The organism is Ruegeria sp. O5 (assembly GCF_056535105.1).
The window spans coordinates 154,970-181,770 of sequence record NZ_JBQERN010000006.1 but is presented as its reverse complement, the minus strand read 5'-3'; the positions used below and the strand labels follow the sequence as shown (position 1 = coordinate 181,770).

Sequence of the window (26,801 nt, the reverse complement as noted above, 5' to 3'; positions counted from 1 at the left end):
AGGGGAAAGTTTGGCCATCTGCTCGTCGGTCAGCCAGAAAAGGTCGCTCATATCACCACTCCATTTTTCGAGCCGTGAATCATGCAGCGCCTTGAAAATCAATGCATCCTGACCCTAGGCATCGGTAGTTAGTTCCAATGCAAAGTCGTATTCTGAGAGTGTGTTGGTTTCTTGGGGCGCGCCAATTTTCCGGTACTTATTTCGCGTCTACGTCAATCGCCTCGCCAAGTGTTTTGAGCAATTCATTCAGGTTTTCGCGCTGCGTGAGTGATAACCCTCTCAAGAGCCGATGTTGTGTTTCAACGTGATCTGAAACGACATTTTCGATTTTTGAGAACCCGGCCTTGGTCAAACGTATCAAAAAACCCCGTTTATCTTCAGGATTTGGTACGCGCTCTACCAGACCAGCCTTGACGAGCTGGTCAATCCGGTTGGTCATTGTCCCGGACGTCACCATGGTCAGGTCAAGCAATTCCCCGGGCGACAAGCCTTCAGGCTTTCCGGATCTGCGCAGAGTCGCCAGTACATCAAAGCTGGCGAGGTTAAGCCCGTAAACCTTCCAGGTTTTGTCCATCTCTTTTCTGAGTTGAGCCACCAGGCGGGAGAGACGCCCAATCGTTTCCATCGGTCCGACATCAAGGTCGGGTCGGGCTTTGTTCCATTGCGAAATGATACGATCAATGTGGTCCATGGAAGCATATTGCGAAGATTTATCTTGACGTCAAGAGAATAAGGAATATCTTGACGTCAAGATAAATGGAGATTCCTCGTGAAACATCATGTCGACATCGCGCTCACTGCAATCGCGCCGCTGGTCTGGGGCAGCACGTACTACGTTACGACTGAATTCCTTCCGGCCGGGTATCCAGTCACTATGGCTGCCCTACGGGCTTTGCCCGCTGGCCTGCTATTGCTTGTTCTTGCCCGGCAATTGCCGCAGGGTATCTGGTGGATACGCGCCTTCGTTCTCGGTGCGCTCAACTTCACCGCGTTCTGGACATTGCTATTTGTGGCGGCATACCGGCTGCCTGGCGGTGTAGCCGCAACTGTTGGGGCGGTTCAGCCTTTGATTGTCGTATTCTTGGCCGGGGTGCTGATTGGTACGACGGTCAAGGTGTCTGCGGTGGTCGCGGCACTGATCGGTATCTTTGGGGTCGGACTTCTTGTTCTTGGTTCGGGGATTTCACTTGATCCGATTGGAGTGATTGCGGGCATCGGGGGCGCAGCCTCCATGGGGGCGGGCACAGTTCTGACCCGGAAGTGGCAAGCCCCTGTGCCCCTTTTGACTTTGGCGGCCTGGCAACTCACGGCAGGGGGGCTGTTGCTGGTACCTTTGGCGCTTCTGTTTGAGCCTGCGTTTCCACCATTGAATACGCAAAACATCACCGGCATCGTCTATCTCACTCTGATCGGGGCAGCGCTGACATACATCTTATGGTTCCGGGGCGTTTCCCGGATCGAACCCGGCGCCGTTTCAGCCCTTGGTTTTCTCAGCCCGCTTTCCGCAGTCATCATTGGATGGATGCTTCTTGGTCAGGCTTTGACGCCCACCCAGATCGCCGGAGCCGGGGTTGTGCTCACGGCAATCTGGCTTGGACAGCGTGCTGGGCAGATGGGCACTTCCGTACTTTCAAGAACTTCCAATTCACACCTCGTCTCAAAAGGAGAATGCTCATGAAACTTGTTGTATTTGGTGCCACTGGCGACGTCGGTTCTCGTGTCGTGACTGAGGCCATTTCGCGTGGCCATGAGGTTACTGCGGCAGTTCGAAATGAGGCGGGGCTCAAAAAACTACCCAAAGGTGCCAAGCCGGTTGTTGCAGATGTCGCAGACCCTGCGGCATTGGCCACTGCGATGGCTGGCCAGGATTTGGCCATAAGCGCTGTGCGTACACCGGCCGGGCGTGAAGGCGAAGTTGTTGCTTTGACCCGATCCATCCTGCATGTCGCATCTCTTGTCCGTCTTCGTGTAATTATTATTGGGGGTGCCGCTCGTCTGCATATGCCCGATGGCAGCCCGCACACTGTCTTATCAGATCCAGACTTTCTGCCTGAAAGCATAGTCCCAACCGCACGTGCATCCATGGCGCAGTGGGAACTCTGTTCATCGGATGCCTCAGCAAACTGGACCTATGCCAGCCCGTCCGCCTTATTGCAGCCCGGTGAACGCGTGGGCGTCTTCAGAACCGACACAGATAACCTGATTGTTGATGACGCCGGCAACTCAGAAATCTCCATGGAAGATTTTGCAGTGGCAATTGTAGATGAGGCTCAATCGCCCAAATATCCACGCGCCGCCTTTACCGTAGGTTATTGAACCCCCAACGACCTAGTCGTTTTGGCAAAGCGCCCCGTCTGCAGTTCGCAAGCGGGGTGTTTTCTCGAAAGCGGTCTTGTCACGCGACCTTACGAAAACGAACAGGCCGCACCACGGCATCGACGGTCGCTGACGTAAGGCAGCTATGAGCCGAATCAGCGGGGCGGTCCATGGCGGCTGGTGAAATACTGCAGGTGCACCAATGACCGAGAAAAGCCCTATCGCCACAGGGCAGGTTAATGTCTCACCCAGGATGGCCAGACCCGGCATCACACCGACACCGGCGCGCAGATACGCCTGGCTTGTGACGTCCATGGACCCTAGCGTGTGCACCAGTTTGAGATAGATCGGCAGGGCCACACCAGTGAACAAGGTCAAAAGAACGCATGTTGCCGCCAATGCCGTTACACTCGGCGTCAAGGTCCATGGACGGTCCGGCAGCAGCTTAGCGCCCATCACCAAAACGCTCCGTCGGATCGCATGTCTGACTAAGGAAGTGTGACCACCACTCTCACGAGTGGGTTTTCCATCTTGATCTCTGATCAGAAACCATTCCCTGGGTCGCCGCAGCAAGCTGATGCTCAGATAATCAGCTTGGATCAAGGCAAACACATATTTTTGATTCACTTCTGCAACATTCTTGTGAATGCTTCATTCCCGTCTCTTTTCCGCCGGATTTGGTGCTGATAAGCAATGATTGAATATCGGGATGTTAAATAGTGCGAGTGGGCAGATGAGAGCCGGAGTTAACGGTCAGGTAGCCATTTCATGGGATCAAACTGAAATTGACGGACTCGAGGACGCGCCTCTGGCGTGTCTGGCAGTTGGTGCGGCTTGGTCATGGCGCGGACAGGCAATAGTGCTGAGCGCAGAAGCCGAGAGCAGCGTCGAACAGATTGGATATGCGCGGGGAGCTGCAACCCGTTTGCAGAACCGCTTTCCGATTGTCCGGGAAATCTCCGGCTACGTGACCGGAGCTTTGACGCTTACCAATGGGTCGCAGCGGTTTTCAGCCAACCTTGTTGCCGACACCAATGATGCAGCGCCGACCATTGTTTTCGATGGCGCTTGCCCGCCACGGGATGAAGAATTCTGGATCGTCGACGTGACCGAGGTTGTGATGGTGCACAAGGCGGGTACTGAAGGCGGCGGGAACGTCGTTGCATTTCCAGCCTGAACGCGATCTGCATTTTTCTTTATGAAAGCGGTGTGACGGCAACCGTCGCTATGCGCGCAGGGGCCTGTGCTGCCTGCGGCGAACATATCTTTGCAGATATTCGAAACTGCGTTGAATGCCGTGTTGACTCTGCCGGCTTTGCGGATATAAGCGCGGCTTCATTGGTGTTGGTGGCCCCCGCAAGGGGAAGCCTGTCATGAGGGAAACCTCAAGAGGACAACGCCCTTCATAGTTGCCCGTTTGGGCATCGACCTAAAGAAGGAGATCAGCCGTGACCAAACGCACGTCTGCCAAGTACAAAATCGACCGCCGGATGGGCGAAAACATCTGGGGTCGTCCGAAATCCCCGGTTAACCGTCGTGAATATGGCCCCGGCCAGCACGGCCAGCGCCGCAAAGGCAAACTATCGGACTTCGGTCTGCAGCTGCGTGCCAAGCAGAAGCTGAAAGGCTACTACGGCGACCTGACCGAAAAGCAGTTCCGCCGCATCTATGCCGAAGCCGAGCGTGTCAAAGGCGACACCGGTGAAAACCTGATCGGCCTGCTGGAGCGCCGTCTGGACGCCGTCGTCTATCGTGCCAAGTTTGTACCGACCGTCTTCGCTGCGCGTCAGTTCGTGAACCACGGCCACGTCAAAGTGAACGGCAAGCGGGTCAACATCCCCAGCTACCGTGTCAAAGAAGGCGACGTCATCGAAGTGCGTGACAAGTCCAAGCAGCTGGCTGTTGTTCTGGAAGCTGTTGCCTTGGCCGAGCGTGATGTTCCTGACTACATCGACGCCGACCACTCGAAAATGACCGCAACGTTCGTTCGCGCACCGGGCCTGAGCGATGTGCCGTACCCGGTCATGATGGAACCGAACCTGGTCGTCGAATTCTACGCGAAGAACTGATCTTCGCTTTCCGACCTGGAATTCAGAGCCGCACCTTTGGGTGCGGCTCTTTTCATTTTCAGCCCAGCAGAACGATATCTGACGCGCCTGCGCTGCGACGCAGCTCGTGAATGTCTTTTAGTTCCGGGTCGTTGATCCATCCCAGTGCAGCGTCCCGGTTGGGAAAGGAAAGCAGGGCTGCAACGTCAGGTAAGTCCGGTGTGCCGTCCAGCGCGGTTGTTTCAGCAGTCGCGTGTTCGACCTTTCCGCCATGGCGGGCCAGTGCAGGCCCGGCCTGCTCGCGATAAGCGGCCAGAGCGTCGGGATTCTTTACGGTAAGTTTTGCGTAGGCATAGATCATGGCTTTGCTCCTTGATGTGTGGGCAAAAGCTAGGGTGTGATCTGCTTTGCGAAAACGCGTGTATTTGCATCATTGGTATGCGAATTTGCATGTATGGATATTCATTGGGATGATTACCGGGCCGTACTCGCCGTGGTCCGCAGGCGTACCCTGTCCGCCGCGGCACAAGAGCTTGGCGTCAACTACACAACTGTCGCGCGCCGTATAGCCCGCGCCGAAGCGGCGACAGGCGAAGTGCTGTTCGAAAGGCTAACCGACGGGTATCGGCCGACAGAAGCAGCGCACCTAGTCGCTGCGTATGCTGCCCGGATGGAAAGCGCAGAACACGCAATGCTGCGCGGTTTGTCAGGGCGGGATGCCCGGTTGGAAGGGCAGCTGACCTTAACCGCGCCGCAACTGTTAATTGCCCATGTGCTGGCCCCGGCGCTGGGCGAGTTTGCTCAAAGGCACCCTGCTGTGTCTTTGCAGGTGCGCGCGGCAAACGAGATTCTGGACCTTAATCGGCGCGAAGCCGATATTGCGATCCGGATCAGCCGCAACCCCGGCGATACGTTGAAAGGTCTGCGCCTGACGCAACAGCACAGCGCTTGTTTTGCCACGTCGGAATGGGCCCAGCGAATGCGGCAAGATCCGAATGCGCCCGTGGATTGGTTGCTTTATGAAAAGCAGCCGAACCTGCCGGACGGCGTCGACAAAATCTATCCGAACTCGCGGATACATATGCGCTTTGATGACATGGTCGCGATGGCGGCTACCGCACAATCAGGGTTGGGCGTTGTGCGTATGCCGGTGTTTCTGGGCCGCTCACTTCGGGGCTTGGTGCAGGTTCCGGTCCTTTCACCGCAACCCTACGCAGATATCTGGATCGTGGCGCACCCGGACGTTTGGCCTTCGGCAAAACTGGTCGCGTTCCGCGATATCGCGGTGCCCTTTTTCAAACAAAAACGCCCGCTGTTTACGGCGTGATCAAATCGGCAAAGGCCGTCCTTCGGCGATTGCTTCCATCGCGAAATACGACGTGACGCTGTCCAGCTCGACCTTTTCGATCAGCCGTTGATACACCCTGTCGTAAGACGCCATATCCTGTGTGACGACTTTCAGCTGATAATCGTAGTCACCGCCAATCCGATGAAAATCCACGACCTCGGGGATCGTCAGAACGTGGCTGCGAAAGGCCTGTAGCCACTCGGCCGAATGATGCCGCGTGCGCAGCATGACAAAGACCACAAGGCTCAGGCCCAATTTCTCGCGCGCGATGCGGGCGGTTGAACCGATCAGGACGCCATCTTCGTTCAAAGCCTTCAGCCGCCGCCAGCAGGCGTTCTGCGAAAGCCCCGCACGATCCGCTAACTCCCGTTGCGACAGGGTGGCGTCCTTCTGCAGTTCTTTCAGAATGCGTGTGTCAATTTGATCCAATTTTGATGCCATTACTGATCATATGACACAAAGATTTTAAAATCTATGCAATAATAGGTGAAGTTTTCGCGCTGACAATAAATCACATTAGTCGGACAGTTAGGAGCCAATGCAATGTCCCTGTCCAAGTTTCGTGCGGAACTCTGTTCCACCGCTCACAATTCAAACCTGCGCGATGGGCTGATCGGAGAAAATGTTCTGATCCCGGGTCTGCATGGGGACGTGTCGCTTGTCTATGCGGATTACGTCGCTTCGGGTCGCGCCTTGCGGCAGGTCGAAGACTTTGTGGCGCAACATGTGTTGCCGTTTTACGCGAACAGCCACACCGAGGCCTCTTACTGCGGATCTTACATGACACATCTGCGCCGCGAGGCGCGGGCGGAAATAGCCCGCATTGTTGGTGCCCAGGAAGAGGACGCGGTGATCTTCACCGGGTCTGGCGCCACTGCGGGGCTCAACCGGTTGGTCAGCCTGCTCGGGGTGGCAGAGGCCGACCAACCGGTTGTCTTGATTGGTCCGTACGAGCACCACTCGAACATCCTGCCGTGGCGGGAAAGCAAGGCACTTGTGGTTGAAATCCCCGAGGCCGAAGGCGGCGGGGTTGACCTCGGGGCGCTGGAAACCGCGCTGTTGACCCATGCAGGCGCCGATCTTCTGATCGGTTCCTTTTCGGCGGCGTCCAATGTAACCGGAATTGTCACGGACCCTAATCCGGTGACGCGGTTGCTCAAGGCGCATGGCGCTGTGGCGATTTGGGATTACGCCGGGGGCGGGCCTTACCTGCCGATGGATATGGGGCCGGCGGACGCGCGCAAGGATGCGATCGTCGTTTCTCCGCACAAGTTCCCGGGCGGTCCGGGCGCGTCGGGTGTTTTGATCGTAAACCGGGCTGCAGTCAAACGGAACTGCCCCAGCTGGCCGGGCGGCGGCACCGTCAGTTTCGTGTCACCGTGGCGGCATGACTACAGTGCGGACCTGTCTGCGCGGGAAGAGGCGGGAACGCCCAACGTGATCGGTGATATCCGCGCGGCGCTTGCCTTTATCGTCAAGGATGTCGTCGGCACGGAAGAAATCGCAAGACGCGAGGCGCAGTACAACCAGATGGCGCTGGACGGGTGGAAGGATAACCCGCACCTGACATTGCTTGGGGTCAATAATTCGCATCGCCTGCCGATCTTCTCTTTCCTTGTGCGCGACAACGCGGGACAGCCTGTGCATCAGCAGCTGTTTACCCGGATGCTCAGCGACGTCTACGGCATTCAGGCACGTGGCGGGTGTGCCTGCGCAGGGCCTTATGCCCACCGCCTGCTGGGGATTGACCGCGCCGCGTCCGAGGCGCTGCACGCGGCTTTGTCTGCGGGCGAAGAGATGAAGAAACCCGGCTGGGTACGCCTGAATTTCTCGTACCTGATGAGCGAGGAAACGGTTCAATTCATCATCGACAGTGTCAATGATCTGTCCCGCCGTACCGAGGAATTCGTGCCGTATTACAACGCCGACCCGGCGACTGCGCGCTTCAAGGCCGCATGATGGAATTGCCGCTTTTCTCAATCCGTTGAGACAGGTATGAGGGGCCCAATCAACGGAGCCTCTCATGACCAAGATCACCCCGCAACCCGGCATTATGGACATCGCGCTTTATCAGGGCGGCCAGTCGCATGTGGCGGGTGTTGAGCATGTGATCAAGCTGAGCTCGAACGAGAACCCGTTCGGCCCCAGCCCCAAGGCGATTGAGGCGGTGCGCGACAGCGCGGCAAATTTGCATCGGTACCCCAACACCGACCACGCCAGTTTGCGCGCTGCTATCGGCGCACGTCACGGGCTGGACCCTGCGCAGATCATCTGCGGTGTCGGCAGCGACGAGGTGCTGCAATTCATCGCTCAGGCCTACGCAGGGCCGGGGGATGAGGTGGTCTATACCGAGCACGGGTTTTCCATGTACCCGATCATTGCCCGCATGGCAGGTGCCACGCCGGTCATGGTGGCCGAGCGCGACCGCAAAGTTGATATGGATGCCATTCTGGCCGCCGTAACCAACCAAACGCGGATCGTGTTTGTCACCAACCCCGGTAACCCGACCTCGACCATGATCTCGAACGACGAGCTGGACCGTCTGGCGCAGGGTCTGCCCGATACCTGCCTGATGGTCTTGGACGGCGCCTATGCCGAATTCGTCGACGGTTTCGATGGCGGCGCGTCTTTGGTGGATGCGTATGAGAACGTGATCATGACCCGTACATTCTCGAAAGTGTACGGGCTGGGCGGGATGCGGGTCGGCTGGGGGTATGCGCACCGATCGATTATCGATGTACTGAACCGGGTGCGTCAGCCCTTCAACCTGTCTTTGACAGCACTGGCCGCAGCCGAAGCAGCGATCAGCGACGTCGATTTCCTGACGTTCTGCCAATCCGAAAATGCGCGCCTTCGGGTGTGGCTGGCCGAGGAGCTGGACAAGATCGGCGTGCCCTCGGACCCGTCCTGCACCAATTTCATCCTCGCGCGTTTTGCCGACAGGACCGAGGCCGAGGCCTGTGACGACTATCTGAAGACGCAGGGTTTGATTGTCCGCCGGGTTGCAGGCTACAACCTGCCGAATGCCCTGCGGATCACCGTGGGCGATGAGGAAGCCTGCCGCCGCGTCGTTGCGGCGATTACAGCATTCAAAGAGGGTGCAGCATGAGCCAGATTTACGACCGGGTTGCGCTGATCGGGCTGGGCCTGATTGCCTCCTCCATGTTCTGGTCGATCAAGCGTGGGGGCCTGGCCGGGGAAGTGACCGGCTATGCCCGGTCCGAGGCGACACGTGACACGGCGCGCAGAATCGGGCTGTGCGACCGCGTCTGTGACACGGCGCGCGAAGCGGTCGAAGGTGCTGATCTTGTCGTTCTTTGCGTGCCCGTGGGGGCAATGGGGGCCGTCGCAGAAGACATCGCGCCCGTGCTCAAGCCCGGCGCGACCCTGTCGGACGTGGGGTCGGTCAAGCGGCATGTCATTCAGGCGGTTCAGCCGCATATCCCCAAAGGTGTGCATTTCATTCCCGCGCATCCTTTGGCTGGGACAGAGCATTCCGGTCCGGAATCGGGTTTCGCAAAATTGTTCGACAATCGCTGGTGCCTGCTGGTGCCTGTCGAAGGGACCGACCCGGATGCAATCGCCCGCCTTCGGGCGTTGTGGGAAGGTATGGGCTCCCATGTGGATGAGATGGACGCGGATCATCACGATCTGGTTCTGGCCGTCACGTCCCATGCGCCGCACCTGATCGCCTACACGATGGTTGGTGTGGCCGACGATCTGCGCCGGGTGACCGATAGCGAAGTGATCAAATACTCGGCTGCGGGTTTTCGGGATTTCACCCGCATCGCGGCATCGGACCCGACCATGTGGCGTGATGTGTTCCTGTCCAACAAAGATGCGACGCTGGAAATCCTGGGCCGGTTCACGGAAGAGCTGTTTGCGCTGCAACGTGCCATCCGCACCGGGGACGGGGAACATTTGTTTGACTACTTTACCCATACCCGTGCTATTCGTCGCGGCATCATCGATGCGGGGCAGGACACCGACGCACCGGATTTCGGGCGGGGAAAGGCAGGTTCATGAGGTCATACCGGGGGCAATTTCTGATCGGGATCATGGCGTTGTGCGCCGTGGCCACACAGGCAGCCCCTCTGGAACGATCTCTGGTCCCACCTGCACGTCCGATTCTGGACCAGCAAAACGTGCAGGTTGTGTCCGCCGTTGCCCCGGTGTCCGTCGCGGCCATAACCGATCTGCGCCCCATCTCACGTCCGGTTTCACCGCAGGTCACTGCTGCACTGGCGCGACCTTCGGATTTGCCGCTGCTGGGGCCCGACACCTCGCTGATGCCTAACATGAGACCTGAATCGCTTGAACAGCAGGTGCTTTTCAAAAAACGCAAACTGCGCAAAGGGTCCGTTTGCGGAGATATCGCCATTCAGGGCAAGCCCGTCGGAAGGGTCGGCAGCGAGAATTCAGCCTGTGGCGTAAAAGATGCGGTGCAGATCACCTCTGTTTCCGGTGTGGCACTCAGCCGCCCGTCGACAATGGATTGCGGCACCGCCGTTGCGCTGAACAAATGGGTCGATAAGACAGTCAAACCCACCTTCAAACGTCGCGGCCCGGTGGTCGAGTTGCAGGTGGCGGCTCATTATGCCTGCCGAACCCGCAACAATCGTAAAGGCGCGCGGATTTCCGAGCACGGCAAAGGGCGCGCGATCGATATTTCGGCCTTCAAAATGGCCGATGGTGAGGTGGTGACCGTCTTGGAAGGATGGCGCAAAAACCCGTCACAGAAGCAGCTGCAGAAAATCTGGCGCGGCGCGTGTGGCCCGTTCGGCACCGTTTTGGGGCCGAACTCGGACAGCTACCATCGCGATCATTTCCATCTGGATACGGCACGCTACCGCAGCGGAGCGTATTGCCGTTAACGAAGGATCAGCCGCGGGGCAGGGCCCAGCGGCACCGGCCCCAGGGCGACGAAACCATCCCGGAAGTTCAGCTGAAGGTCCAGCGCGTTGGGGTTGCCGCCCAGCCCTGCCAGAAAGTTCAGTGCGCGGGTGACAGGATCAACCGCCTGATCGGGCAGGGCGCCTGCCGCGTTTGCCATATCGATCATATCGCGCCAGTTCTCGGCCTTGACGGCGATCTCACCACTGGGAACACCCTGCGCGTCTACATCCAGTTGACCGGCAGCAAACAGACGCAACCCACCCCATTTGATCTCGGCCAGTCGCAGGTCGATGGCCACGGGCTGTGGTCTGCTGTCCTCCAGCGCTGACCTGTCCCAGACTTTGCTGAACGTGGTGACCATGTCCAGTTCCAGTGTTTCGAAGGACTGCGGCAGCGACGCGGCCGAATTCATAAGGGCCCGCAACCGGTCACCGGGTGTGAACCCATCCGCGCGGGCGGTAATGGCATAGGCTTCGGGCTGGGATGTTTGCGCCATGATCAGGCTCAGGGTGTCCCCGGCGGCCAGTGCAGTGGTGTTCTCGGTCACCGACCACGCCCCTGCCGTCAGCGCCAGTTTCTCAAGCACAAGCGAAACGCCGGGCTGCAACTGTAGTTCTGCAATCAATTCATCGGCAACAATCGTTGAGGTTTGATCGTAGTAAGACAGTCGTTGCGGCGTCTCGGCAAACCGCAGCACCTGCCGGCCGGGCCAGATCGCGGGGCTTTCGAATTCGATCCAGTCCGCACGCCAGGCTGTGCCATTCACCGGATCTGCAAGGGCAGGGTTGTTCAGACGAGTCACGTGATGGGTCGGATACCCTGCCGTTGCCACGTCCGAGAAATCAGCCAGCCAGCCGCGCGCCTGTTGTTGATCAAACCAGCCAGTGATTGCCGCGCGCAGACCATATCCGGCGACAAACCAATAGGCGCTCCAAAGGATGCCGATAAAAATGATCACTCGTATGACACGGCGCATGAGCTTTGGCCCTTTTTCCTGCCTCGGAATTGATGTTTATAGGCCCAAACGGGCAAGGACCAGTGCAATGACGATGTGGGTTTTCGGTTATGGATCGCTGCTGTGGAATCCGGGCTTTCCGGTCGCGCGCAGCGAACGCGCGACACTGCATGGCTATGCCCGGTCCTTCTGCATGAGCTCGATCCACCACCGGGGAACCGAGGAAGAACCGGGGCTGGTGCTGGCGCTGGACGAACAGGCAAACGCGACCTGCACCGGTCTGGCCCTTGCGGTTGAAACCGGTCACGAAGACCGCACCCTGCACGAACTGCGCGAGCGCGAGCTGATCTCGTCGGCCTATGTCGAACGTATGCTGGATGTGCATCTGGAAAATGGCGACATTGTCAACGCCGTGACCTATGTGATCGATGCCGACCATGTGCAGTATTGCGGCGGGATGCCGTTGGAGGATCAGGCCCGGATCATCGCCCATGCGGTTGGCGGGCGCGGCCCGAATGACGAATACCTGTACAATACCGCCGAACATCTGGCCGAGATCGGCCTGCGCGACGCCGATCTTGAGTGGTTGGCGCAACGGGTGCGCAGTATTACCGCATAAACTCTTGGCGTCCCCAGTGGAATTTCGCTAGTTTCGACGCAGAGCAGGCAAATACCGGGAACCACGCGCATGGCGCAGGCACATCAGGGCGCGAGACCCCATTTCTCGCATCCAACACGGCAGATTCTGTTGATGTTGATGGCGATCGGCCTGTCCGGGCTGGGTGTGTTTCTGGCGCTGCCCTATGTGTTACCGGTTTTCTTCGCCAACCCGTACCTGAACGGCTTCATCCTGATGGTTTTTCTGATCGGCGTTCTTGCCTGTTTCTATCAGGTGACGCAACTGATCGGATCCGTACGCTGGATCGAGGCCTTTGTTGGCGGTGTAGTGCGCGAAGACGCCCGCACGCCGCAATTGCTTGCACCTTTGGCCTCGTTGCTGCGCGAACGGGGCGCGCGGTCGCAGATCAGCTCCACTTCAACCCGCTCGATTCTGGATTCCGTAGCCGAACGGGTCGAGGAAGAGCGGGAGATCACTCGCTATATCACCAATGTGCTGATCTATCTGGGTCTTTTGGGCACATTCTTCGGTTTGGCGACAACCGTACCTGCCATCGTCGATACGATCCGCAGCCTTAATCCGCAAGAGGGCGAAGAAGGGCTGGCCGTGTTCAACCGCCTGATGACCGGGCTCGAAGCGCAGTTGCAGGGAATGGGCGTTGCGTTCGGATCGTCTCTGCTGGGTCTGGCCGGGTCGCTGATCGTCGGTCTGCTCGAAGTTTTCGCAGGGCACGGCCAGAACCGTTTCTATCGTGAGCTCGAAGAATGGCTGTCTTCGATCACCCGTGTAGGTTTCGCGGGTGGAGAAGAAGGCGGTGCCGAAATAGCCGTGCTCACGCCGGTGCTGGACGCCATGTCCGAACAGATGGACGCGTTGCAGGATCTGTTTTCAGCGCAGGAAAGCGACCGGGCCGAGGTTTCCGCCAAGCTGGGTTTGCTGGTCGATGTGATCGGTGAGATGAACAACCGTCAGGCCAATACCGAAAGTGTCACAGCGGTGTTGGAACGCGTGGCGCTGGGTCAGGAAGCCCTGCTGGATCACATGCGCGATCACGGTGCGGGTGAAGGTATCGACGCCGAAAGCCGGATGCGCCTGCGCTCGATGGATGTGCAGCTGCTGCGTATCCTCGAAGAGATATCGGCGGGTCGGCAGGAAAGCATGAACGAGTTCCGCAAGGATATTGAACTGCTGGTCAAGGCGCTGACCCTGCCGCGCGGTGCGGTACGCACCTCGCCGGAAGGAGAATAGCCCATGGCGCTGTCCCGCCGCACCGGTCAACGGTTCCAGGGCTCGGTCTGGCCCGGTTTCGTCGACGCGATGACGGGGCTGTTGATGGTGCTGACCTTTGTGCTGACCATCTTCATGGTGATCCAGTTTGTGCTGCGCGAAACCATCTCGGGTCAGGAAGACGAACTGACCACATTGGCCGACGAAATCGCGGCGCTGGCGGGGGCGCTGGGGCTGGAAGAACGCGAAAACAGCCGGTTGCAGGCGCGGCTTGGGGCGTTGAATACCACCCTGTCGCAGGCCGAAGACGATCTGGCGCAAGCCCAGTCACTGATCGCATCACTGACCACCGAGCGCGACCGACAGGCTGTCGCTTTGGATCAGGCACAGACCCGGATCACCAATTTCGAAGCGCAAGTTGCCGCCCTGCTGGCCGAACAGGAACGGGCACTGGGTGATATTGCAGCGCTTGAATCGCAGCGCGCGAAACTGCTGACCGAGCAGGAGGCGTTGAACCTGGCGCTTGCCCAAAGCCGCGAGGAAATCGACGCACAGACCGAAGCCGCCCGTTTGGCCGCTGCCCGTCGGGAAGCACTGGAAGCACTGGTGGCGGATCTGGAGCAAGGCAGCGCCGACCGGGACGCCCAGATCACCAACCTTGAACAGCAGCTCAGCGATGAAGAGGCCGCCCGTCTGGCCGAAGCCGCCGCCGCCGAAGCATTGCGTAACCGCCTTCAGGATGCCGATGCCGAACTGACGGCCATGACACTCGCACTCGAAGCGCAGCGCAAAGAGGCTGAAGACACACTCACCCTGCTGGCGGCAGCACAGGCGGCGCGTGCCGCGTTGGAGCGTCAGTTTGGCGACGTGAACCCCGATGAACTGCGGGCCCAGCTTGAATCCGCTTTGCAGGCGCAGACACAAGCGCAGGCGGATGCCGATGCGCAACGCTCTCTGGCCGAGCAGCGGCAGGCCTTATTGGACCTCGCCAATGCGACGCTTTCGGATGAAAAAGAAATCTCTGCCGAGGCGCAGAGAGAGGCCGCCCTGCTGAACCAGCAGATCGCCGCCCTGCGCGGGCAATTGGGCTCTTTGCAGGCTTTGCTTGATGATTTCGAAGAACGCAACGCCGCCGCCGAGGTGCAGATTCAGACCTTAGGGCAGGACCTGAACGCCGCACTGGCCCGTGCCGCATCCGAAGAACGCAGGCGCCGTCTGCTGGAAGAAGCGGAGCGCCTGCGTCTTGAGGCCGAGGCCAAGGCTCTGGCCGGGCAGAACCAGGAACTGGCGGCACAGGCCGAGGACCTGCAACGCTATCGCTCGGAATTCTTTGGTCGTTTGCGGGACGTCCTTGGCGGTCAGGAAGGGGTGCGCATCGAAGGCGACCGGTTCGTGTTCTCGTCCGAGGTTCTGTTTCCGACCGGGTCCGCCGTGCTGTCCGCAGAAGGGCAGCAGGAAGTCGCCAAGGTGGCCAGCATCCTGCGCAGTGTCGCTGCTGAAATCCCGCCCGGTCTGAACTGGGTGATCCGGGTCGACGGCCATACCGACAACGTTCCTCTGGCCGGGTCGGGGCGGTATCGCGACAACTGGGAGCTCAGCCAGGGTCGCGCGCTGTCGGTTGTGCGCTATATGGTTGACGCGCTGGGCATTCCGCCCAACCGCCTTGCAGCCAACGGGTTTGGTGAATTCCAGCCCGTAAACCCCGCTGACACGCCCGAGGCACACGCGCAAAACCGCCGGATCGAGTTGAAGCTGACCGAAAGGTAAGGCCACTGGCCCTTAGCAGCCACGAAAACAAACAGCCGATCCGCAACCGGTTATTGGCGATACCGACCCCAGCGACCCGAACCGTTGGAAAATCAAGGCGGTGCATGTCCGCCAGACGTTTCACACGCAGCCTAACCGAGATAGCCAACGCGCCCCGGTTGAGCAGATAAGTCCTTGCCTGTGCTGGGCGAAATAAAAACCCGCCTTGGTAGGCGGGTTTTCTGTTAAATGCGACGGGCGATCAGTCCGCCGTCAGCAGCGGGGGCTTGTCACCGGAAATACGCGGTTGATCCGGGCCAAGGATCTCAAGATCCAGATCACCCTTCTTCACCGAGACACGGACCACACCACCTTTTGCCAGCTTGCCAAACAACAACTCTTCGGCCAGCGGTTTCTTGATGTATTCCTGAATGACGCGGCCCAGCGGGCGCGCACCCATCTTGTCGTCATACCCTTTATCCGCCAGCCATTCGGCGGCCTTGGGTGTCAGATCAATGGTCACACCACGATCCAGCAACTGCGCTTCCAGTTGCAGGACGAATTTCTCGACCACCTGCAAAATGACCTCTTTCGGCAGCGGCGCGAACGAGATCACGGCATCCAGACGGTTGCGGAATTCCGGCGTGAACATGCGTTCAATCGCGGCGGTGTCTTCGCCCTCGCGACGGTCACGACCGAACCCGATCGCGGCCTTGGCCTGCTCTTGCGCCCCCGCGTTCGAGGTCATGATCAGCACCACGTTGCGGAAGTTCACTGTACGGCCGTTATGGTCGGTCAGTTCCCCATGGTCCATCACCTGCAACAGGATGTTGAACACGTCCGGGTGCGCCTTTTCAATCTCGTCCAGCAGCAACACACAATGTGGATGCTGGTCGACACCGTCGGTCAGCAGGCCGCCCTGATCGAACCCGACATAGCCCGGAGGCGCGCCGATCAGACGGCTGACCGCGTGTTTCTCCATGTATTCCGACATGTCGAAACGCAGCAGTTCAACGCCCAGCGTGTCCGCCAGCTGTTTCGCCACCTCGGTCTTGCCCACGCCGGTCGGGCCGGCAAACAGATAGTTGCCGATGGGCTTTTCGGGTTCCCGCAGGCCGGCGCGGGCCAGTTTGATTGCGCTGGCCAGCGCCTCGATCGCCAGATTCTGACCAAACACCACCCGTTTCAGCGAGGCTTCGAGGTCTTTCAGCACCTCGGCATCGTCCTTGGTGACGTTCTTGGGCGGGATGCGGGCGATCTTGGCAACCACGGCCTCAATCTCTTTGACACCAATGGTTTTGCGCCGTTTGCTTTCCGCCACCAGATGCTGCGCCGCGCCAGCCTCGTCAATCACGTCGATGGCCTTGTCGGGCAGCTTGCGGTCGTTGATGTAACGTGCCGACAGCTCGACCGCCGTTTTGATCGCATCAGCGGTATACTTGATGTCGTGATGTTTTTCGAAATAAGGCTTCAGACCGCGCAGGATCTTGACGCTGTCTTCAACCGAAGGCTCGTTCACATCGATCTTCTGGAACCGGCGCGACAGGGCGCGGTCCTTTTCAAAATGCTGGCGAAACTCTTTGTAGGTGGTCGAGCCCATGGTGCGCAGCTTGCCGCCCTGCAACGCAGGTTTCAGCAGGTTCGACGCATCCATTGCCCCGCCCGAGGTTGCACCAGCACCGATCACGGTGTGAATTTCGTCGATGAACAGCACCGCGTCGGGGTGCTCTTCCAGCTCGGTTACAACCGCTTTCAGGCGTTCCTCGAAATCGCCGCGATAACGGGTCCCGGCCAGCAGCGCACCCATGTCCAGCGAGTAGATGGTGGTGTTTGCCAAGACATCCGGCGCCTCTCCGGCGACGATCTTGTGCGCCAGACCTTCGGCGATGGCGGTTTTGCCCACGCCCGGATCGCCCACCAGCAGCGGGTTGTTCTTGCGGCGGCGGCACAGCACCTGGATACAGCGTTCCACCTCATCCGCGCGCCCGATCAGAGGATCGACATCACCCGCACGCGATTTCGCGTTCAGGTCAATGCAATATTTCCCAAGCGCACTTTCCTTTTGTTCCGTGTCGCCGGAACCTGTCTGAGCTTCTTCTTCCACCTGATCCGCACCGGATACCGACCGGCTTTCGCCATACGCGGGGTCTTTGGCCACGCCATGGGCGATGAAATTGACCGCGTCATACCGGGTCATGTCCTGTTCCTGCAGGAAATAGGCGGCATTGCTTTCGCGTTCAGCGAATATCGCGACCAGCACATTGGCACCGGTCACTTCGGTCCGGCCCGAGCTTTGCACATGAATCGCGGCGCGTTGAATGACGCGCTGGAACGCTGCCGTTGGTACGGCTTCGGACCCGTCAATATCCGTGACCAGATTCGATAGGTCCTCGTCGATGAACTCAACCAGAGTGCTGCGCAACTCGTCCAGATCAACGCTGCACGCTTTCATGACGCGTACCGCATCGGGTTCTTCCAGAAGCGCCAGCAGCAAATGCTCCAGCGTTGCAAATTCGTGTCGCCGTTCATTCGCAGCCGCAAGGGCCGCGTGGATGGCTTGTTCCAGTGTGCTCGAGAATGAAGGCACGCGGGTGCTCCTCTGTCTTGGGTCAGAAGGGGGCGGGCTTTCGGCCGGAACCCCATCCCAACCATGTCCTCATACTATTAGAGTTTGGTTGATCGTGGCCCGGCTTCAAGGGTTTTCTTTCACTTGACAGTCACATTTGTTGTGACCGTGGCCGTGAAGAGGGGCAAATAAGCATCAGAACCTGTCTTTTCTACCCCGGATTTCGGCGAAAACCGCCGCAGGATCGGCGTTTACCATACCAAGATGGGCCTGAATCGCCGGATCCGTGGCCCTCAGGAACGGGTTGGTGGCTTTTTCAAGCGCCAAAACCGACGGAACAGTGGCTTCGCCAGCGGCGCGGGCGCGGTCGATATCGGCAATTCGCTGTTTCAGCGCAGCGTTCTCGGGATCGACGGTAATGGCGAATTTCGCGTTGGATTGTGTATATTCATGCCCCGAACAGACAAGGGTGTCGTCCGGCAAAGCGGCCAGCTTGCTCAGCGACGCCCACATCTGCGCCGGGCTGCCTTCGAACAGACGCCCACACCCGAGGGCCATCAGGCTGTCAGCGGTAAAGACGACCGCGCTTTGCGGAAGATAAAACGCGACATGACCAACCGTGTGCCCCGAAACGTCCAGCACCTCGACCAGTTCGCCACCCACCTCAAAGCTGTCGCCTTCGGCAACCTGCTGGTCCAGTGGGGGCAGGCGGTGCGCGTCGGCGGCCGCACCGATGACCTTTGCGGGGTGATGGGTCAGAATTTCGGGCAGCCCTTCAACGTGATCCCAGTGATGATGGGTCAGCAGCACATGTGACAAGCTCCATCCCCGATCTTCCAGTGCTGCAAGAATCGGCGCGGCTTCGGGCGCATCGATCAGCGCAGTCTGGCCATTGCCGCTGTCATGGGCCAGAAAGGCGTAATTGTCGCTGAGGCACGGGATTGTAACGATTTCAAGAGGCATGGCCTTTTGCCCTTTCATTGCTAGACTGCGCCCAGCTAAGCCGATTGACCGGATGTCCGCAATGCATCTTGATGTGCAGGATCTGAGGAACTTCTACTACCGCAGCACCCTTGGGCGCGCGGCACAGGCAGCTATTCGCGGGCGGCTGACCGAGCTCTGGCCCGAAGCCAAAGGTCAGACCGTTGCCGGTTTTGGCTTTGCCGTGCCGCTATTGCGCCCTTATCTGGCCGGTGCGCGCCGGGTCATCGGGCTGATGCCCGGCCCGCAGGGCGTGATGCCCTGGCCTGCGGGGATGCCCAATGTCTCGGTGCTGACAGAAGAAACCCGGTGGCCCATTGAAACCGGTCACGTGGACAAGCTGGTGGTGATGCACGGGCTGGAAACGTCCGAGCGGCCAAACCAGCTGCTGGAGGAATGCTGGCGTGTTCTGGGCCCTGGTGGCAGGGCCGTGTTCATTGTTCCGAACCGGGCGGGTCTGTGGTCACGTACGGACAAAACGCCATTTGGCTTTGGTCGTCCCTATTCCGCCACTCAGCTGGAAAATCAGCTCAGGTCGCATTACTTCCTGCCCGAGGCGCATTGCTCGGCTCTTTACATGCCGCCGTCCTTCCGGCGGTTCTGGTTGAAATCGGGCAGTCTGATCGAAAAAACCGGACAGCGCATTCCAACTGTCATGGCGGGCGGGGTGTTGATGGTTGAGGTCACAAAGAACATTCATCCGCCTCGGGGCAATGTCACCAAAGATGCCATAAGGAAGCCGATCAAGGCGCTTGACGGTTTGCTAAAGCCTGCATGACAACTGCGTGCATCCCAAAGTGACAAATTCGCGAGAAAAAAGTCACAGGAATCGCAAAAACCTGCATATTCGTAACATTTTTCAACCGGGTTGACGGGTCCAAACGGTCGCACTTGGTGTAAGTGCATGAAAACTAACATTTTGTGGATAAATCTGTTACCGCTATAGCGTATTGCTTGGTTGGTTCACCTCTGCTACATCCCCGGTGATTTTGATCCCCGACCGTCTGGCCGGGGTTTCCTCACGCCCCAAGGTAGCGGCCGCTACCCAAAATCGGGGCCTCAAATATCGGAAGGGTGGACGTGTCCGAACCAGCTTCGATTTCCACAGGCATCGCCGAGCGCTATGCCACCGCGATCTTCGAGATCGCAAAAGAGAATAATGACCTTGCGGGTCTGGAATCCGGCATCAATGATCTGGCAGCAGCACTGGGCGACAGTGCCGACCTGCGTGACCTGATCGCATCGCCGCTGGTTTCACGCGCCGAGCAGGAAGCTGCAATTACCGCGATTGCTGACAAGATGGGCCTGAACGCTATCCTGCGCAACACGCTGGGTCTGATGGCGCAGAAACGCCGCCTGTTTGTAGTGCCGCAACTGGTGCAGGTGCTGCGCGACTTGCTGGCTGATGAGCGTGGCGAAGTGACCGCCGATGTCGCCTCGGCCAAGGCGCTGACCAAGACACAACTGGAAAAACTGTCCAAGACGCTGTCCGAGCGTGTGGGCAAGACCGTAACTATCAATGCGACCGTTGATGAAAGCCTCATCGGCGGTCTTGTCGTCAAAGTGGGCTCGAAAATGATCGACAGTTCGATCCGTTCGAAGCTGAACTCCCTACAGAATGCAATGAAAGAGGTCGGATAAATGGGAATCCAAGCTGCAGAGATTTCTGCAATCCTGAAGGACCAGATCAAGAATTTTGGTCAGGAAGCCGAAGTGGCCGAGATCGGTCGCGTGCTGAGCGTCGGTGACGGGATTGCCCGTGTATATGGCCTGGACAACGTTCAAGCCGGTGAGATGGTCGAATTCCCCGGCGGTATCATGGGGATGGCGCTGAACCTGGAAAGCGACAACGTCGGTGTCGTTATCTTCGGTTCTGACCGTGACATCAAAGAAGGTGACACCGTCAAGCGCACAAACTCGATCGTGGACGTTCCAATCGGTGACGAGCTGCTGGGCCGTGTTGTTGACGGTCTGGGCAACCCGCTGGACGGCAAAGGTCCGATCAATGCCACCAAGCGCGGCGTTGCAGACGTCAAAGCACCCGGTATCATTCCGCGTAAATCGGTGCACGAACCGATGGCAACCGGCCTGAAATCGGTTGACGCGATGATCCCGATTGGCCGTGGCCAGCGCGAGCTGATCATTGGTGACCGCCAGACCGGTAAAACCGCCGTGGCTCTGGACACCATCCTGAACCAGAAAGTCTATAACGAAGCAGCGGGCGACGACGAGTCGAAGAAACTGTACTGCGTTTACGTTGCGATCGGTCAGAAGCGTTCGACCGTTGCCCAGCTGGTGAAGAAACTGGAAGAATCCGGTGCGATTGAATATTCGATCGTTGTCGCCGCAACCGCGTCCGACCCGGCACCTATGCAGTTCCTGGCACCCTATGCCGCAACCGCGATGGCAGAATATTTCCGTGACAATGGCCGTCACGCGCTGATCATCTATGATGACCTGTCGAAACAGGCCGTGTCCTATCGTCAGATGTCGCTGTTGCTGCGTCGCCCGCCGGGCCGCGAAGCCTATCCGGGTGACGTTTTCTACCTCCACTCCCGCCTGCTGGAACGTTCGGCAAAGCTGAACGAAGACTTCGGTGCTGGTTCGCTGACGGCTCTGCCGGTTATCGAGACCCAGGGTGGTGACGTTTCCGCCTTTATTCCGACCAACGTGATCTCGATCACCGACGGTCAGATCTTCCTGGAAACCGAACTGTTCTATCAGGGCATCCGTCCTGCTGTGAACACCGGTCTGTCGGTTTCGCGTGTGGGCTCGTCGGCTCAGACCGACGCGATGAAATCGGTTGCCGGTCCGGTCAAGCTGGAACTGGCTCAGTATCGCGAAATGGCGGCCTTTGCGCAGTTTGGTTCCGACCTCGACGCCGCAACCCAGCAGCTTCTGAACCGTGGTGCGCGCCTGACCGAGCTGATGAAGCAGCCGCAGTACTCGCCGCTGACCAACGCGGAAATCGTCTGCGTCATCTTCGCTGGCACCAACGGCTATCTCGACAAGATCGATGTATCTGACGTTGGCCGCTACGAGGCCGGTCTGCTGGCGCATCTGCGCGGCAAGCACGCAGACCTGCTGAAGTGGATCACCGACGAAGATCCAAAGATCAAAGGTGAAGCGTCCGACAAACTCAAAGCAGCGATCGACGAATACGCCGCGACCTTCGCTTGATAGGAGGTTCCGATGCCTAGTCTGAAGGACCTTAAAAACAGGATCGAGTCGGTCAAATCGACCCGCAAGATCACCAAGGCCATGCAGATGGTCGCGGCCGCAAAACTGCGCCGCGCCCAGGAATCTGCCGAAGCCTCGCGCCCTTATGCCGAGCGGTTCAATGCCGTGATGGCCGGGCTGGCGGCGTCGGTCGGGGGCAGCGACAGCGCCCCCAAGCTGCTCCGTGGTACGGGCAGTGATGATGTCCATCTGCTGGTTGTGTTGACAGCTGAACGCGGCCTGTGTGGCGGCTTCAACTCGAACATCGCCAAGCTGGCCCGCCAGAAGGCGGAAGAGCTGCGCGGCAAGGGCAAGACGGTCAAGATTCTGACCGTCGGCAAGAAAGGCCGCGACGCGCTCAAGCGTGATTTTGGCGATCTGTTCGTTGGGCATGTGGACCTGAGCGAGGTCAAGCGTCTGGGTTATTCCAACGCGCAGGACATCGCAAAGGACATCCTGTCCCGCTTCGACGGGGGCGAGTTCGACGTTGCCACGATCTTCTACTCGAAGTTCGTCAACGTTGTGACCCAGATTCCGACGGCACAGCAAGTCATCCCCGCCTCGTTCGAGGAATCGGAAGGTGACGACAGCGGTGCCATTTTCGACTACGAGCCCAGCGAAGAGGCCATTCTGGCCGACCTGCTGCCCAAGGGGGTTGCGACCGCGATCTTCTCGGCTCTGCTCGAAAACGGAGCGTCTGAACAGGGCGCGCGGATGTCCGCAATGGACAACGCGACACGCAACGCGGGTGAGATGATCGACAAGCTGACGATCCAGTTCAACCGCTCGCGTCAGGCCGTGATCACCAACGAGCTGATTGAAATTATTTCCGGCGCCGAGGCGCTGTAGAGACAAACCGGAGACGAAACATGGCGAATGCAAAAGGCAAAGTCACACAGATCATCGGGGCCGTCGTCGACGTGCACTTCGAAGATCAGCTGCCTGAAATTCTGAACGCGCTGGAAACCACCAACAACGGCAAGCGCCTGGTGTTGGAAGTTGCTCAGCACCTGGGTGAAAACACTGTCCGCACCATCGCGATGGACGCGACCGAAGGTCTGGTCCGTGGTGAAGTGGTCACCGACACCGGTGCACCGATCTCGGTTCCGGTTGGCAACGCCACCCTGGGCCGCATCCTGAACGTGGTCGGCGAGCCGATCGACGAAAAAGGCCCGGTTGAGGCAACCGAAGCGCGCGCGATCCACCAGCCCGCACCGACCTTTGCCGAACAGTCGACCGAGTCCGAAGTTCTGGTCACCGGCATCAAGGTGGTTGACCTGCTGGCCCCTTACGCCAAAGGCGGTAAGATCGGCCTGTTCGGCGGCGCCGGCGTTGGTAAAACCGTTCTGATCATGGAACTGATCAACAACATCGCAAAAGTGCACTCGGGCTTCTCGGTGTTTGCGGGTGTTGGTGAACGGACCCGTGAAGGCAACGACCTGTATCACGAGATGATCGAATCGAACGTGATCAAGCCGGACAACCTGTCGGAAAGCCAGGTGGCCCTGGTTTACGGTCAGATGAACGAGCCTCCGGGTGCGCGTGCGCGTGTTGCTCTGACCGGTCTGACTCTGGCCGAGCAGTTCCGCGACCAGTCCGGTACCGACGTTCTGTTCTTCGTCGACAACATCTTCCGCTTTACACAGGCGGGTTCCGAGGTGTCGGCTCTGCTGGGTCGTATCCCGTCCGCTGTGGGCTACCAGCCGACACTGGCCACAGACATGGGTGCCCTGCAGGAACGCATCACCTCGACAAAGGCCGGATCGATCACTTCGGTGCAGGCGATCTACGTGCCTGCGGACGACTTGACCGACCCCGCGCCGGCAACCTCGTTTGCTCACTTGGATGCGACCACCGTTCTTAACCGTGCGATCTCGGAAAAGGGTATCTACCCGGCGGTTGACCCGCTCGACTCGACCTCGCGCCTGCTCGACCCGGCCATCGTCGGCGAAGAGCACTACAAGGTTGCGACCGACGTTCAGCAGATCCTCCAGCGCTACAAGTCACTGCAGGACATCATCGCCATCCTCGGCATGGACGAACTGTCGGAAGAGGACAAGCTGACCGTGGCCCGTGCCCGTAAGATCGAACGCTTCCTGTCGCAGCCGTTCGACGTGGCCGAGGTCTTCACCGGCTCGCCGGGTGTTCAGGTTCCTCTGGATGTCACAATCTCGTCGTTCAAGGCCGTTGTGGCTGGCGAATACGATCACCTGCCCGAAGCAGCCTTCCTGATGGTTGGCGGCATCGACGAAGTGATCGCCAAAGCCGAGAAAATGGCAGCAGCAGCCGCCTAAGGAGTATCCCTGATGGCAAACACGATGCATTTCGACCTCGTCAGCCCCGAGCGGAGCCTTGCTTCACTCGAGGTCACCGCGGTCCAGATTCCCGGCGCGGACGGGGACATGACGGCGATGCCCGATCATGCCCCCACCATCACAACGCTGCGCCCCGGTCTGCTGAAGGTTGAGGCACCCGAAGGGTCCAGCGAATACCTGGTCACCGGCGGGTTTGCCCAGATCAACGGCGACAGCCTGTCGGTTTTGGCCGAAAAGGCGGTTCCGGTTTCGGAAATCACCCGTTCGCATATGGACGAGCTGATTGCCGAGGCACGCGCCTCGCACGAAGCGGCAAAGGGCGGCGACGACATGTCGATCGTCGACGAAGCCGCCAAGCTGCTGGCCGATATGGAAGCTCTTGGGACACATATGAGCCTGTAATTGGCTTAACAGTGGAAAATTGGAACGGCCTCGCGATTGCGGGGCCGTTTTTTTTGTCGTGCTTTTGCCAGAAAGCCGGGGTAAGTTGCGGAAATTCAAGTATAATGATGAAAACATGAAAAAATTTCTGACCCATCCCATTGGCATCGATCAGGGTGAAAGTGTTCTGTTTTCGGAATTTGCCGAAGGCGGGGACATGTGGACTGGCGAAGGCCCCCGCGAACGCCGGAAACCCATCCAATTCAAGGGCACGTTTCTTAGCCCGCCCATGGTTCAGATCGGGATTTCCCTTTGGGATGTCGACACATCATCAGCCCTGCGCGCCGAGGTTCAGGCAGAAAATATCACCTCGGAAGGGTTCGAAGCGGTGTTTCGGACATGGTCCGACACGCGGATTGCCCGGATCCGGATCAGTTGGACCGCGTTCGGAGAGGTGGCGCATCCAGACGACTGGAACATTTCCTGATCCGGGGCTTGCAGGACAGGCGCGGGGCTCAGTCGTCCTGCGCTTCGATCATGTCGACCCGTGTGGCGTGGCGGCCACCTTCGAATTCGGCCCCCAGAAACGCATCCACAATATCCAGCGCCTGACCTTCGCCGACGACACGCGCACCAATCGACAGCATGTTGGCATTGTTGTGCTGGCGGATCATCCGCGCAGAAAACGCATCTGAACAGACGCCGCAGCGAATGCCGGGTACCTTGTTTGCAGCCATCATGATGCCCTGACCCGTGCCGCAGAGGATAATACCCAATTCGCAATCACCCGATGCAACAGTCAGTGCCGCGGCCTTGCCGTGTTTGGGATAATGGGTGCTTTCAGAGGTCGTCGGGCCGATATCGACCACGTCCCAGCCTTGCTGCGCGATGTGGTTGGCCACGGCCTGACGCAGCTCGATTGCCGCGTGGTCGCTGGAAAGAACAATGCGTTTGTTGCCAGTCATGGAGATCGGTCCACTTGTGTCGTTGATCGCGCACATGGGTCAGGCTTGTGCGCAATCGATGGTTCAAAAAGAAAGGGACGACACATCCCGTCGCCCCGTCCAAACTCAATCCATCTGGTACATGGATTCGTAGATCGGCGTCAGTGTCTTGTCTTCGAACAGGGATGACACGCTGGTTCCGTTCCAGATGTTCAGGATCGCCTGCGTAAAGATAGGCGCGGTCGGAACAATGCGGATGTTCTTGGCGCCCAAAATCTCTTTGGTCGGTTGGATCGTGTCGGTCAGCACCAGCGACTTCATCACCGAATTTGTCACCCGTTCCACCGCAGGGCCGCTCATGACGCCATGCGTGATGTAGGAATGAACTTCTTTCGCACCGTTATCCAGAAGCACCTGCGCCGCCTTGCACAGCGTTCCGGCGGTGTCGCACATGTCGTCGACGATCAGACAGATCTTGTCCTTCACATCCCCGATCACGGTCATCTCGGCGACTTCGCCCGCTTTCTCGCGGCGCTTGTCCACGATCGACAGAGGGGCGTTGATCCGCTTGGCCAGTTCACGCGCGCGGGCAACGCCGCCCACGTCGGGTGAAACCACCATGATTTCATCCAGATTTCCCTTGAACTGATGCCTCACATCCAGCGCAAAGATGGGCGAGGCATAAAGGTTGTCCACGGGCATATCGAAAAAGCCCTGAATCTGGGCCGCGTGCAGGTCCATTGTCAGGATCCGTTCGATCCCGGCCCCGGTCAGCATGTTGGCCACCAGCTTGGCGCTGATGGGCGTGCGGGCCTTGGTGCGACGGTCCTGACGAGCGTACCCGAAATACGGGATCACGGCAGTGATCCGCTGCGCGGACGACCGGCGCAGGGCATCTGCGATGATCAGCAGTTCCATCAGGTTGTCATTGGCCGGGTTCGAGGTCGGCTGGATAATGAACATATCCTCGCCGCGCACATTCTCGAACACCTCGACGAAAATCTCACCGTCGTTGAACCGTTCGACACGCGCATCGACCAGACCCTGATCAACGCCTCGGTACAGGCTCATGCGGCGTGCGATGGCTTGGGCAAGCGGAAGGTTGGCGTTCCCAGCGATAAGCTTGGGTTCGTGAAGTGTCGGCATCGGCTGAAGTCCCCGGGCAGCAATGGCAATGTGACAGAATCGTGATGTTGACACCGCTTAGCATGGCCTTACCGTCCCGCAAAGGTAACGCAGC

Annotated in this window: 28 protein-coding genes; 19 read left to right on the top strand and 9 right to left on the bottom strand. The window is 58.9% G+C overall.

Features of this window, described 5'->3' with window-relative positions:
- Nucleotides 1–196: 196 nt before the first annotated feature.
- On the bottom strand, nt 197–691 hold the full coding sequence (locus ACR0M3_RS10915) for a MarR family winged helix-turn-helix transcriptional regulator (protein WP_480773789.1): 495 nt from the start codon (nt 689–691) through the stop codon (nt 197–199).
- Between the two features lie 78 nt (nt 692–769).
- On the opposite strand from ACR0M3_RS10915, the gene ACR0M3_RS10910 reads away from it, so the two are divergent.
- The gene (locus ACR0M3_RS10910; RefSeq protein WP_480539367.1) at nt 770–1,678 is read left to right on the top strand and encodes an EamA family transporter; all 909 of its coding nucleotides are present in this window, start codon (nt 770–772) and stop codon (nt 1,676–1,678) included.
- A complete protein-coding gene (locus ACR0M3_RS10905) occupies nt 1,675–2,316 on the top strand; it encodes an NAD(P)-dependent oxidoreductase (protein WP_480910688.1) in 642 nt (213 codons plus the stop codon). Before ACR0M3_RS10910 ends, ACR0M3_RS10905 begins: the two co-directional genes overlap by 4 nt.
- A 12-nt stretch (nt 2,317–2,328) precedes the next feature.
- On the opposite strand, the gene ACR0M3_RS10900 is transcribed toward ACR0M3_RS10905, so the two are convergent.
- Nucleotides 2,329–2,772, bottom strand: coding sequence for a hypothetical protein (locus ACR0M3_RS10900; RefSeq protein ID WP_480546153.1), 444 nt, complete (start codon nt 2,770–2,772; stop codon nt 2,329–2,331).
- 277 nt (nt 2,773–3,049) lie between these two features.
- Here ACR0M3_RS10900 and ACR0M3_RS10895 point away from each other — a divergent pair, with 277 nt between their 5' ends.
- The gene (locus ACR0M3_RS10895; RefSeq protein ID WP_480910686.1) at nt 3,050–3,493 is read left to right on the top strand and encodes a hypothetical protein; all 444 of its coding nucleotides are present in this window, start codon (nt 3,050–3,052) and stop codon (nt 3,491–3,493) included.
- A gap of 271 nt (nt 3,494–3,764) precedes the next feature.
- Nucleotides 3,765–4,385, top strand: coding sequence for a 30S ribosomal protein S4 (gene rpsD / locus ACR0M3_RS10890; protein ID WP_170374584.1), 621 nt, complete (start codon nt 3,765–3,767; stop codon nt 4,383–4,385).
- A gap of 58 nt (nt 4,386–4,443) precedes the next feature.
- On the opposite strand, the gene ACR0M3_RS10885 is transcribed toward rpsD, so the two are convergent.
- Nucleotides 4,444–4,725: a DUF1330 domain-containing protein gene (locus tag ACR0M3_RS10885; RefSeq protein ID WP_480546152.1), complete on the bottom strand. Its 282-nt coding sequence runs from the start codon at nt 4,723–4,725 to the stop codon at nt 4,444–4,446.
- A gap of 93 nt (nt 4,726–4,818) precedes the next feature.
- On the opposite strand from ACR0M3_RS10885, the gene ACR0M3_RS10880 reads away from it, so the two are divergent.
- A complete protein-coding gene (locus tag ACR0M3_RS10880) occupies nt 4,819–5,691 on the top strand; it encodes a LysR family transcriptional regulator (protein ID WP_480910684.1) in 873 nt (290 codons plus the stop codon).
- Here the strand turns inward: ACR0M3_RS10880 and ACR0M3_RS10875 are convergent, their stop codons facing one another.
- Complete coding sequence (locus ACR0M3_RS10875) at nt 5,692–6,153, bottom strand: Lrp/AsnC family transcriptional regulator (protein WP_480773784.1); 462 nt, start codon at nt 6,151–6,153, stop codon at nt 5,692–5,694.
- 102 nt (nt 6,154–6,255) lie between these two features.
- On the opposite strand from ACR0M3_RS10875, the gene ACR0M3_RS10870 reads away from it, so the two are divergent.
- The 4 genes from ACR0M3_RS10870 (at nt 6,256) to ACR0M3_RS10855 (ending at nt 10,586) form a co-directional block, all read left to right on the top strand.
- Nucleotides 6,256–7,671 carry an aminotransferase class V-fold PLP-dependent enzyme gene (locus ACR0M3_RS10870; protein ID WP_480910681.1) on the top strand — a complete coding sequence of 472 codons (1,416 nt, stop codon included), beginning with the start codon at nt 6,256–6,258 and terminating at the stop codon, nt 7,669–7,671.
- Nucleotides 7,672–7,735: 64 nt separating this feature from the next.
- A complete protein-coding gene (hisC, locus tag ACR0M3_RS10865) occupies nt 7,736–8,821 on the top strand; it encodes a histidinol-phosphate transaminase (protein ID WP_480910679.1) in 1,086 nt (361 codons plus the stop codon).
- The gene (locus ACR0M3_RS10860; RefSeq protein ID WP_480910677.1) at nt 8,818–9,738 is read left to right on the top strand and encodes a prephenate/arogenate dehydrogenase family protein; all 921 of its coding nucleotides are present in this window, start codon (nt 8,818–8,820) and stop codon (nt 9,736–9,738) included. Before hisC ends, ACR0M3_RS10860 begins: the two co-directional genes overlap by 4 nt.
- Nucleotides 9,735–10,586 carry an extensin-like domain-containing protein gene (locus ACR0M3_RS10855; RefSeq protein WP_480910675.1) on the top strand — a complete coding sequence of 284 codons (852 nt, stop codon included), beginning with the start codon at nt 9,735–9,737 and terminating at the stop codon, nt 10,584–10,586. The genes ACR0M3_RS10860 and ACR0M3_RS10855 overlap by 4 nt, the downstream gene beginning before the upstream one ends.
- On the opposite strand, the gene ACR0M3_RS10850 is transcribed toward ACR0M3_RS10855, so the two are convergent.
- A complete protein-coding gene (locus ACR0M3_RS10850; RefSeq protein WP_480910673.1) occupies nt 10,583–11,584 on the bottom strand; it encodes a DUF2125 domain-containing protein in 1,002 nt (333 codons plus the stop codon). The genes ACR0M3_RS10855 and ACR0M3_RS10850 overlap by 4 nt on opposite strands.
- Before the next feature lie 67 nt (nt 11,585–11,651).
- Between ACR0M3_RS10850 and ACR0M3_RS10845 the strand changes: the two genes are divergently transcribed.
- The 3 genes from ACR0M3_RS10845 to ACR0M3_RS10835 all read left to right on the top strand — a co-directional run bounded on the left by ACR0M3_RS10845 (nt 11,652) and on the right by ACR0M3_RS10835 (nt 15,176).
- Complete coding sequence (locus ACR0M3_RS10845; RefSeq protein WP_480487542.1) at nt 11,652–12,182, top strand: gamma-glutamylcyclotransferase; 531 nt, start codon at nt 11,652–11,654, stop codon at nt 12,180–12,182.
- 69 nt (nt 12,183–12,251) lie between these two features.
- Nucleotides 12,252–13,430, top strand: coding sequence for a biopolymer transporter ExbB (locus ACR0M3_RS10840; RefSeq protein ID WP_480487544.1), 1,179 nt, complete (start codon nt 12,252–12,254; stop codon nt 13,428–13,430).
- Nucleotides 13,431–13,433: 3 nt separating this feature from the next.
- Complete coding sequence (locus ACR0M3_RS10835) at nt 13,434–15,176, top strand: peptidoglycan -binding protein (protein WP_480539349.1); 1,743 nt, start codon at nt 13,434–13,436, stop codon at nt 15,174–15,176.
- Nucleotides 15,177–15,417: 241 nt separating this feature from the next.
- On the opposite strand, the gene clpA is transcribed toward ACR0M3_RS10835, so the two are convergent.
- Both clpA and gloB read right to left on the bottom strand, forming a co-directional pair.
- Nucleotides 15,418–17,742: an ATP-dependent Clp protease ATP-binding subunit ClpA gene (clpA, locus tag ACR0M3_RS10830; RefSeq protein WP_480482288.1), complete on the bottom strand. Its 2,325-nt coding sequence runs from the start codon at nt 17,740–17,742 to the stop codon at nt 15,418–15,420.
- A gap of 174 nt (nt 17,743–17,916) precedes the next feature.
- Entirely contained in the window at nt 17,917–18,684 is a 768-nt protein-coding gene (gloB, locus tag ACR0M3_RS10825) for a hydroxyacylglutathione hydrolase (RefSeq protein ID WP_480482287.1), read from the bottom strand.
- A 61-nt stretch (nt 18,685–18,745) separates the two neighbouring features.
- On the opposite strand from gloB, the gene ACR0M3_RS10820 reads away from it, so the two are divergent.
- The 7 genes from ACR0M3_RS10820 to ACR0M3_RS10790 all read left to right on the top strand — a co-directional run bounded on the left by ACR0M3_RS10820 (nt 18,746) and on the right by ACR0M3_RS10790 (nt 25,104).
- Nucleotides 18,746–19,480: a class I SAM-dependent methyltransferase gene (locus ACR0M3_RS10820; protein ID WP_480482285.1), complete on the top strand. Its 735-nt coding sequence runs from the start codon at nt 18,746–18,748 to the stop codon at nt 19,478–19,480.
- A 302-nt stretch (nt 19,481–19,782) separates the two neighbouring features.
- Nucleotides 19,783–20,343 carry a F0F1 ATP synthase subunit delta gene (locus ACR0M3_RS10815; protein ID WP_480910670.1) on the top strand — a complete coding sequence of 187 codons (561 nt, stop codon included), beginning with the start codon at nt 19,783–19,785 and terminating at the stop codon, nt 20,341–20,343.
- Nucleotides 20,344–21,882: a F0F1 ATP synthase subunit alpha gene (gene atpA / locus ACR0M3_RS10810; protein ID WP_480475432.1), complete on the top strand. Its 1,539-nt coding sequence runs from the start codon at nt 20,344–20,346 to the stop codon at nt 21,880–21,882. It abuts the gene before it with no gap.
- Nucleotides 21,883–21,894: 12 nt separating this feature from the next.
- Nucleotides 21,895–22,770: a F0F1 ATP synthase subunit gamma gene (locus ACR0M3_RS10805; protein ID WP_480482282.1), complete on the top strand. Its 876-nt coding sequence runs from the start codon at nt 21,895–21,897 to the stop codon at nt 22,768–22,770.
- A 20-nt stretch (nt 22,771–22,790) separates the two neighbouring features.
- Entirely contained in the window at nt 22,791–24,215 is a 1,425-nt protein-coding gene (gene atpD / locus ACR0M3_RS10800) for a F0F1 ATP synthase subunit beta (protein WP_209504802.1), read from the top strand.
- Nucleotides 24,216–24,227: 12 nt separating this feature from the next.
- Nucleotides 24,228–24,638: a F0F1 ATP synthase subunit epsilon gene (locus ACR0M3_RS10795; RefSeq protein WP_209504801.1), complete on the top strand. Its 411-nt coding sequence runs from the start codon at nt 24,228–24,230 to the stop codon at nt 24,636–24,638.
- A gap of 115 nt (nt 24,639–24,753) precedes the next feature.
- Nucleotides 24,754–25,104: an H-type lectin domain-containing protein gene (locus ACR0M3_RS10790; protein WP_480482280.1), complete on the top strand. Its 351-nt coding sequence runs from the start codon at nt 24,754–24,756 to the stop codon at nt 25,102–25,104.
- A 28-nt stretch (nt 25,105–25,132) separates the two neighbouring features.
- On the opposite strand, the gene rpiB is transcribed toward ACR0M3_RS10790, so the two are convergent.
- A complete protein-coding gene (gene rpiB, locus ACR0M3_RS10785; protein ID WP_480482278.1) occupies nt 25,133–25,582 on the bottom strand; it encodes a ribose 5-phosphate isomerase B in 450 nt (149 codons plus the stop codon).
- A 105-nt stretch (nt 25,583–25,687) separates the two neighbouring features.
- Nucleotides 25,688–26,707, bottom strand: coding sequence for a ribose-phosphate pyrophosphokinase (locus ACR0M3_RS10780; protein ID WP_480475441.1), 1,020 nt, complete (start codon nt 26,705–26,707; stop codon nt 25,688–25,690).
- Nucleotides 26,708–26,801: the final 94 nt, after the last annotated feature.

What these genes read in the sequence shown, in the direction of transcription:
- ACR0M3_RS10915 (WP_480773789.1), bottom strand. Translation starts at nt 691, where the DNA reads ATGGACCACATTGATCGTATCATTTCGCAATGGAACAAAGCCCGACCC.
- ACR0M3_RS10905 (WP_480910688.1), top strand. Translation starts at nt 1,675, where the DNA reads ATGAAACTTGTTGTATTTGGTGCCACTGGCGACGTCGGTTCTCGTGTC.
- ACR0M3_RS10900 (WP_480546153.1), bottom strand. Translation starts at nt 2,772, where the DNA reads ATGGGCGCTAAGCTGCTGCCGGACCGTCCATGGACCTTGACGCCGAGT.
- ACR0M3_RS10895 (WP_480910686.1), top strand. Translation starts at nt 3,050, where the DNA reads ATGAGAGCCGGAGTTAACGGTCAGGTAGCCATTTCATGGGATCAAACT.
- ACR0M3_RS10885 (WP_480546152.1), bottom strand. Translation starts at nt 4,725, where the DNA reads ATGATCTATGCCTACGCAAAACTTACCGTAAAGAATCCCGACGCTCTG.
- ACR0M3_RS10880 (WP_480910684.1), top strand. Translation starts at nt 4,819, where the DNA reads ATGGATATTCATTGGGATGATTACCGGGCCGTACTCGCCGTGGTCCGC.
- ACR0M3_RS10875 (WP_480773784.1), bottom strand. Translation starts at nt 6,153, where the DNA reads ATGGCATCAAAATTGGATCAAATTGACACACGCATTCTGAAAGAACTG.
- ACR0M3_RS10870 (WP_480910681.1), top strand. Translation starts at nt 6,256, where the DNA reads ATGTCCCTGTCCAAGTTTCGTGCGGAACTCTGTTCCACCGCTCACAAT.
- hisC (WP_480910679.1), top strand. Translation starts at nt 7,736, where the DNA reads ATGACCAAGATCACCCCGCAACCCGGCATTATGGACATCGCGCTTTAT.
- ACR0M3_RS10860 (WP_480910677.1), top strand. Translation starts at nt 8,818, where the DNA reads ATGAGCCAGATTTACGACCGGGTTGCGCTGATCGGGCTGGGCCTGATT.
- ACR0M3_RS10855 (WP_480910675.1), top strand. Translation starts at nt 9,735, where the DNA reads ATGAGGTCATACCGGGGGCAATTTCTGATCGGGATCATGGCGTTGTGC.
- ACR0M3_RS10850 (WP_480910673.1), bottom strand. Translation starts at nt 11,584, where the DNA reads ATGCGCCGTGTCATACGAGTGATCATTTTTATCGGCATCCTTTGGAGC.
- ACR0M3_RS10845 (WP_480487542.1), top strand. Translation starts at nt 11,652, where the DNA reads ATGACGATGTGGGTTTTCGGTTATGGATCGCTGCTGTGGAATCCGGGC.
- ACR0M3_RS10840 (WP_480487544.1), top strand. Translation starts at nt 12,252, where the DNA reads ATGGCGCAGGCACATCAGGGCGCGAGACCCCATTTCTCGCATCCAACA.
- ACR0M3_RS10835 (WP_480539349.1), top strand. Translation starts at nt 13,434, where the DNA reads ATGGCGCTGTCCCGCCGCACCGGTCAACGGTTCCAGGGCTCGGTCTGG.
- gloB (WP_480482287.1), bottom strand. Translation starts at nt 18,684, where the DNA reads ATGCCTCTTGAAATCGTTACAATCCCGTGCCTCAGCGACAATTACGCC.
- ACR0M3_RS10820 (WP_480482285.1), top strand. Translation starts at nt 18,746, where the DNA reads ATGCATCTTGATGTGCAGGATCTGAGGAACTTCTACTACCGCAGCACC.
- atpA (WP_480475432.1), top strand. Translation starts at nt 20,344, where the DNA reads ATGGGAATCCAAGCTGCAGAGATTTCTGCAATCCTGAAGGACCAGATC.
- ACR0M3_RS10805 (WP_480482282.1), top strand. Translation starts at nt 21,895, where the DNA reads ATGCCTAGTCTGAAGGACCTTAAAAACAGGATCGAGTCGGTCAAATCG.
- atpD (WP_209504802.1), top strand. Translation starts at nt 22,791, where the DNA reads ATGGCGAATGCAAAAGGCAAAGTCACACAGATCATCGGGGCCGTCGTC.
- ACR0M3_RS10795 (WP_209504801.1), top strand. Translation starts at nt 24,228, where the DNA reads ATGGCAAACACGATGCATTTCGACCTCGTCAGCCCCGAGCGGAGCCTT.
- ACR0M3_RS10790 (WP_480482280.1), top strand. Translation starts at nt 24,754, where the DNA reads ATGAAAAAATTTCTGACCCATCCCATTGGCATCGATCAGGGTGAAAGT.
- rpiB (WP_480482278.1), bottom strand. Translation starts at nt 25,582, where the DNA reads ATGACTGGCAACAAACGCATTGTTCTTTCCAGCGACCACGCGGCAATC.
- ACR0M3_RS10780 (WP_480475441.1), bottom strand. Translation starts at nt 26,707, where the DNA reads ATGCCGACACTTCACGAACCCAAGCTTATCGCTGGGAACGCCAACCTT.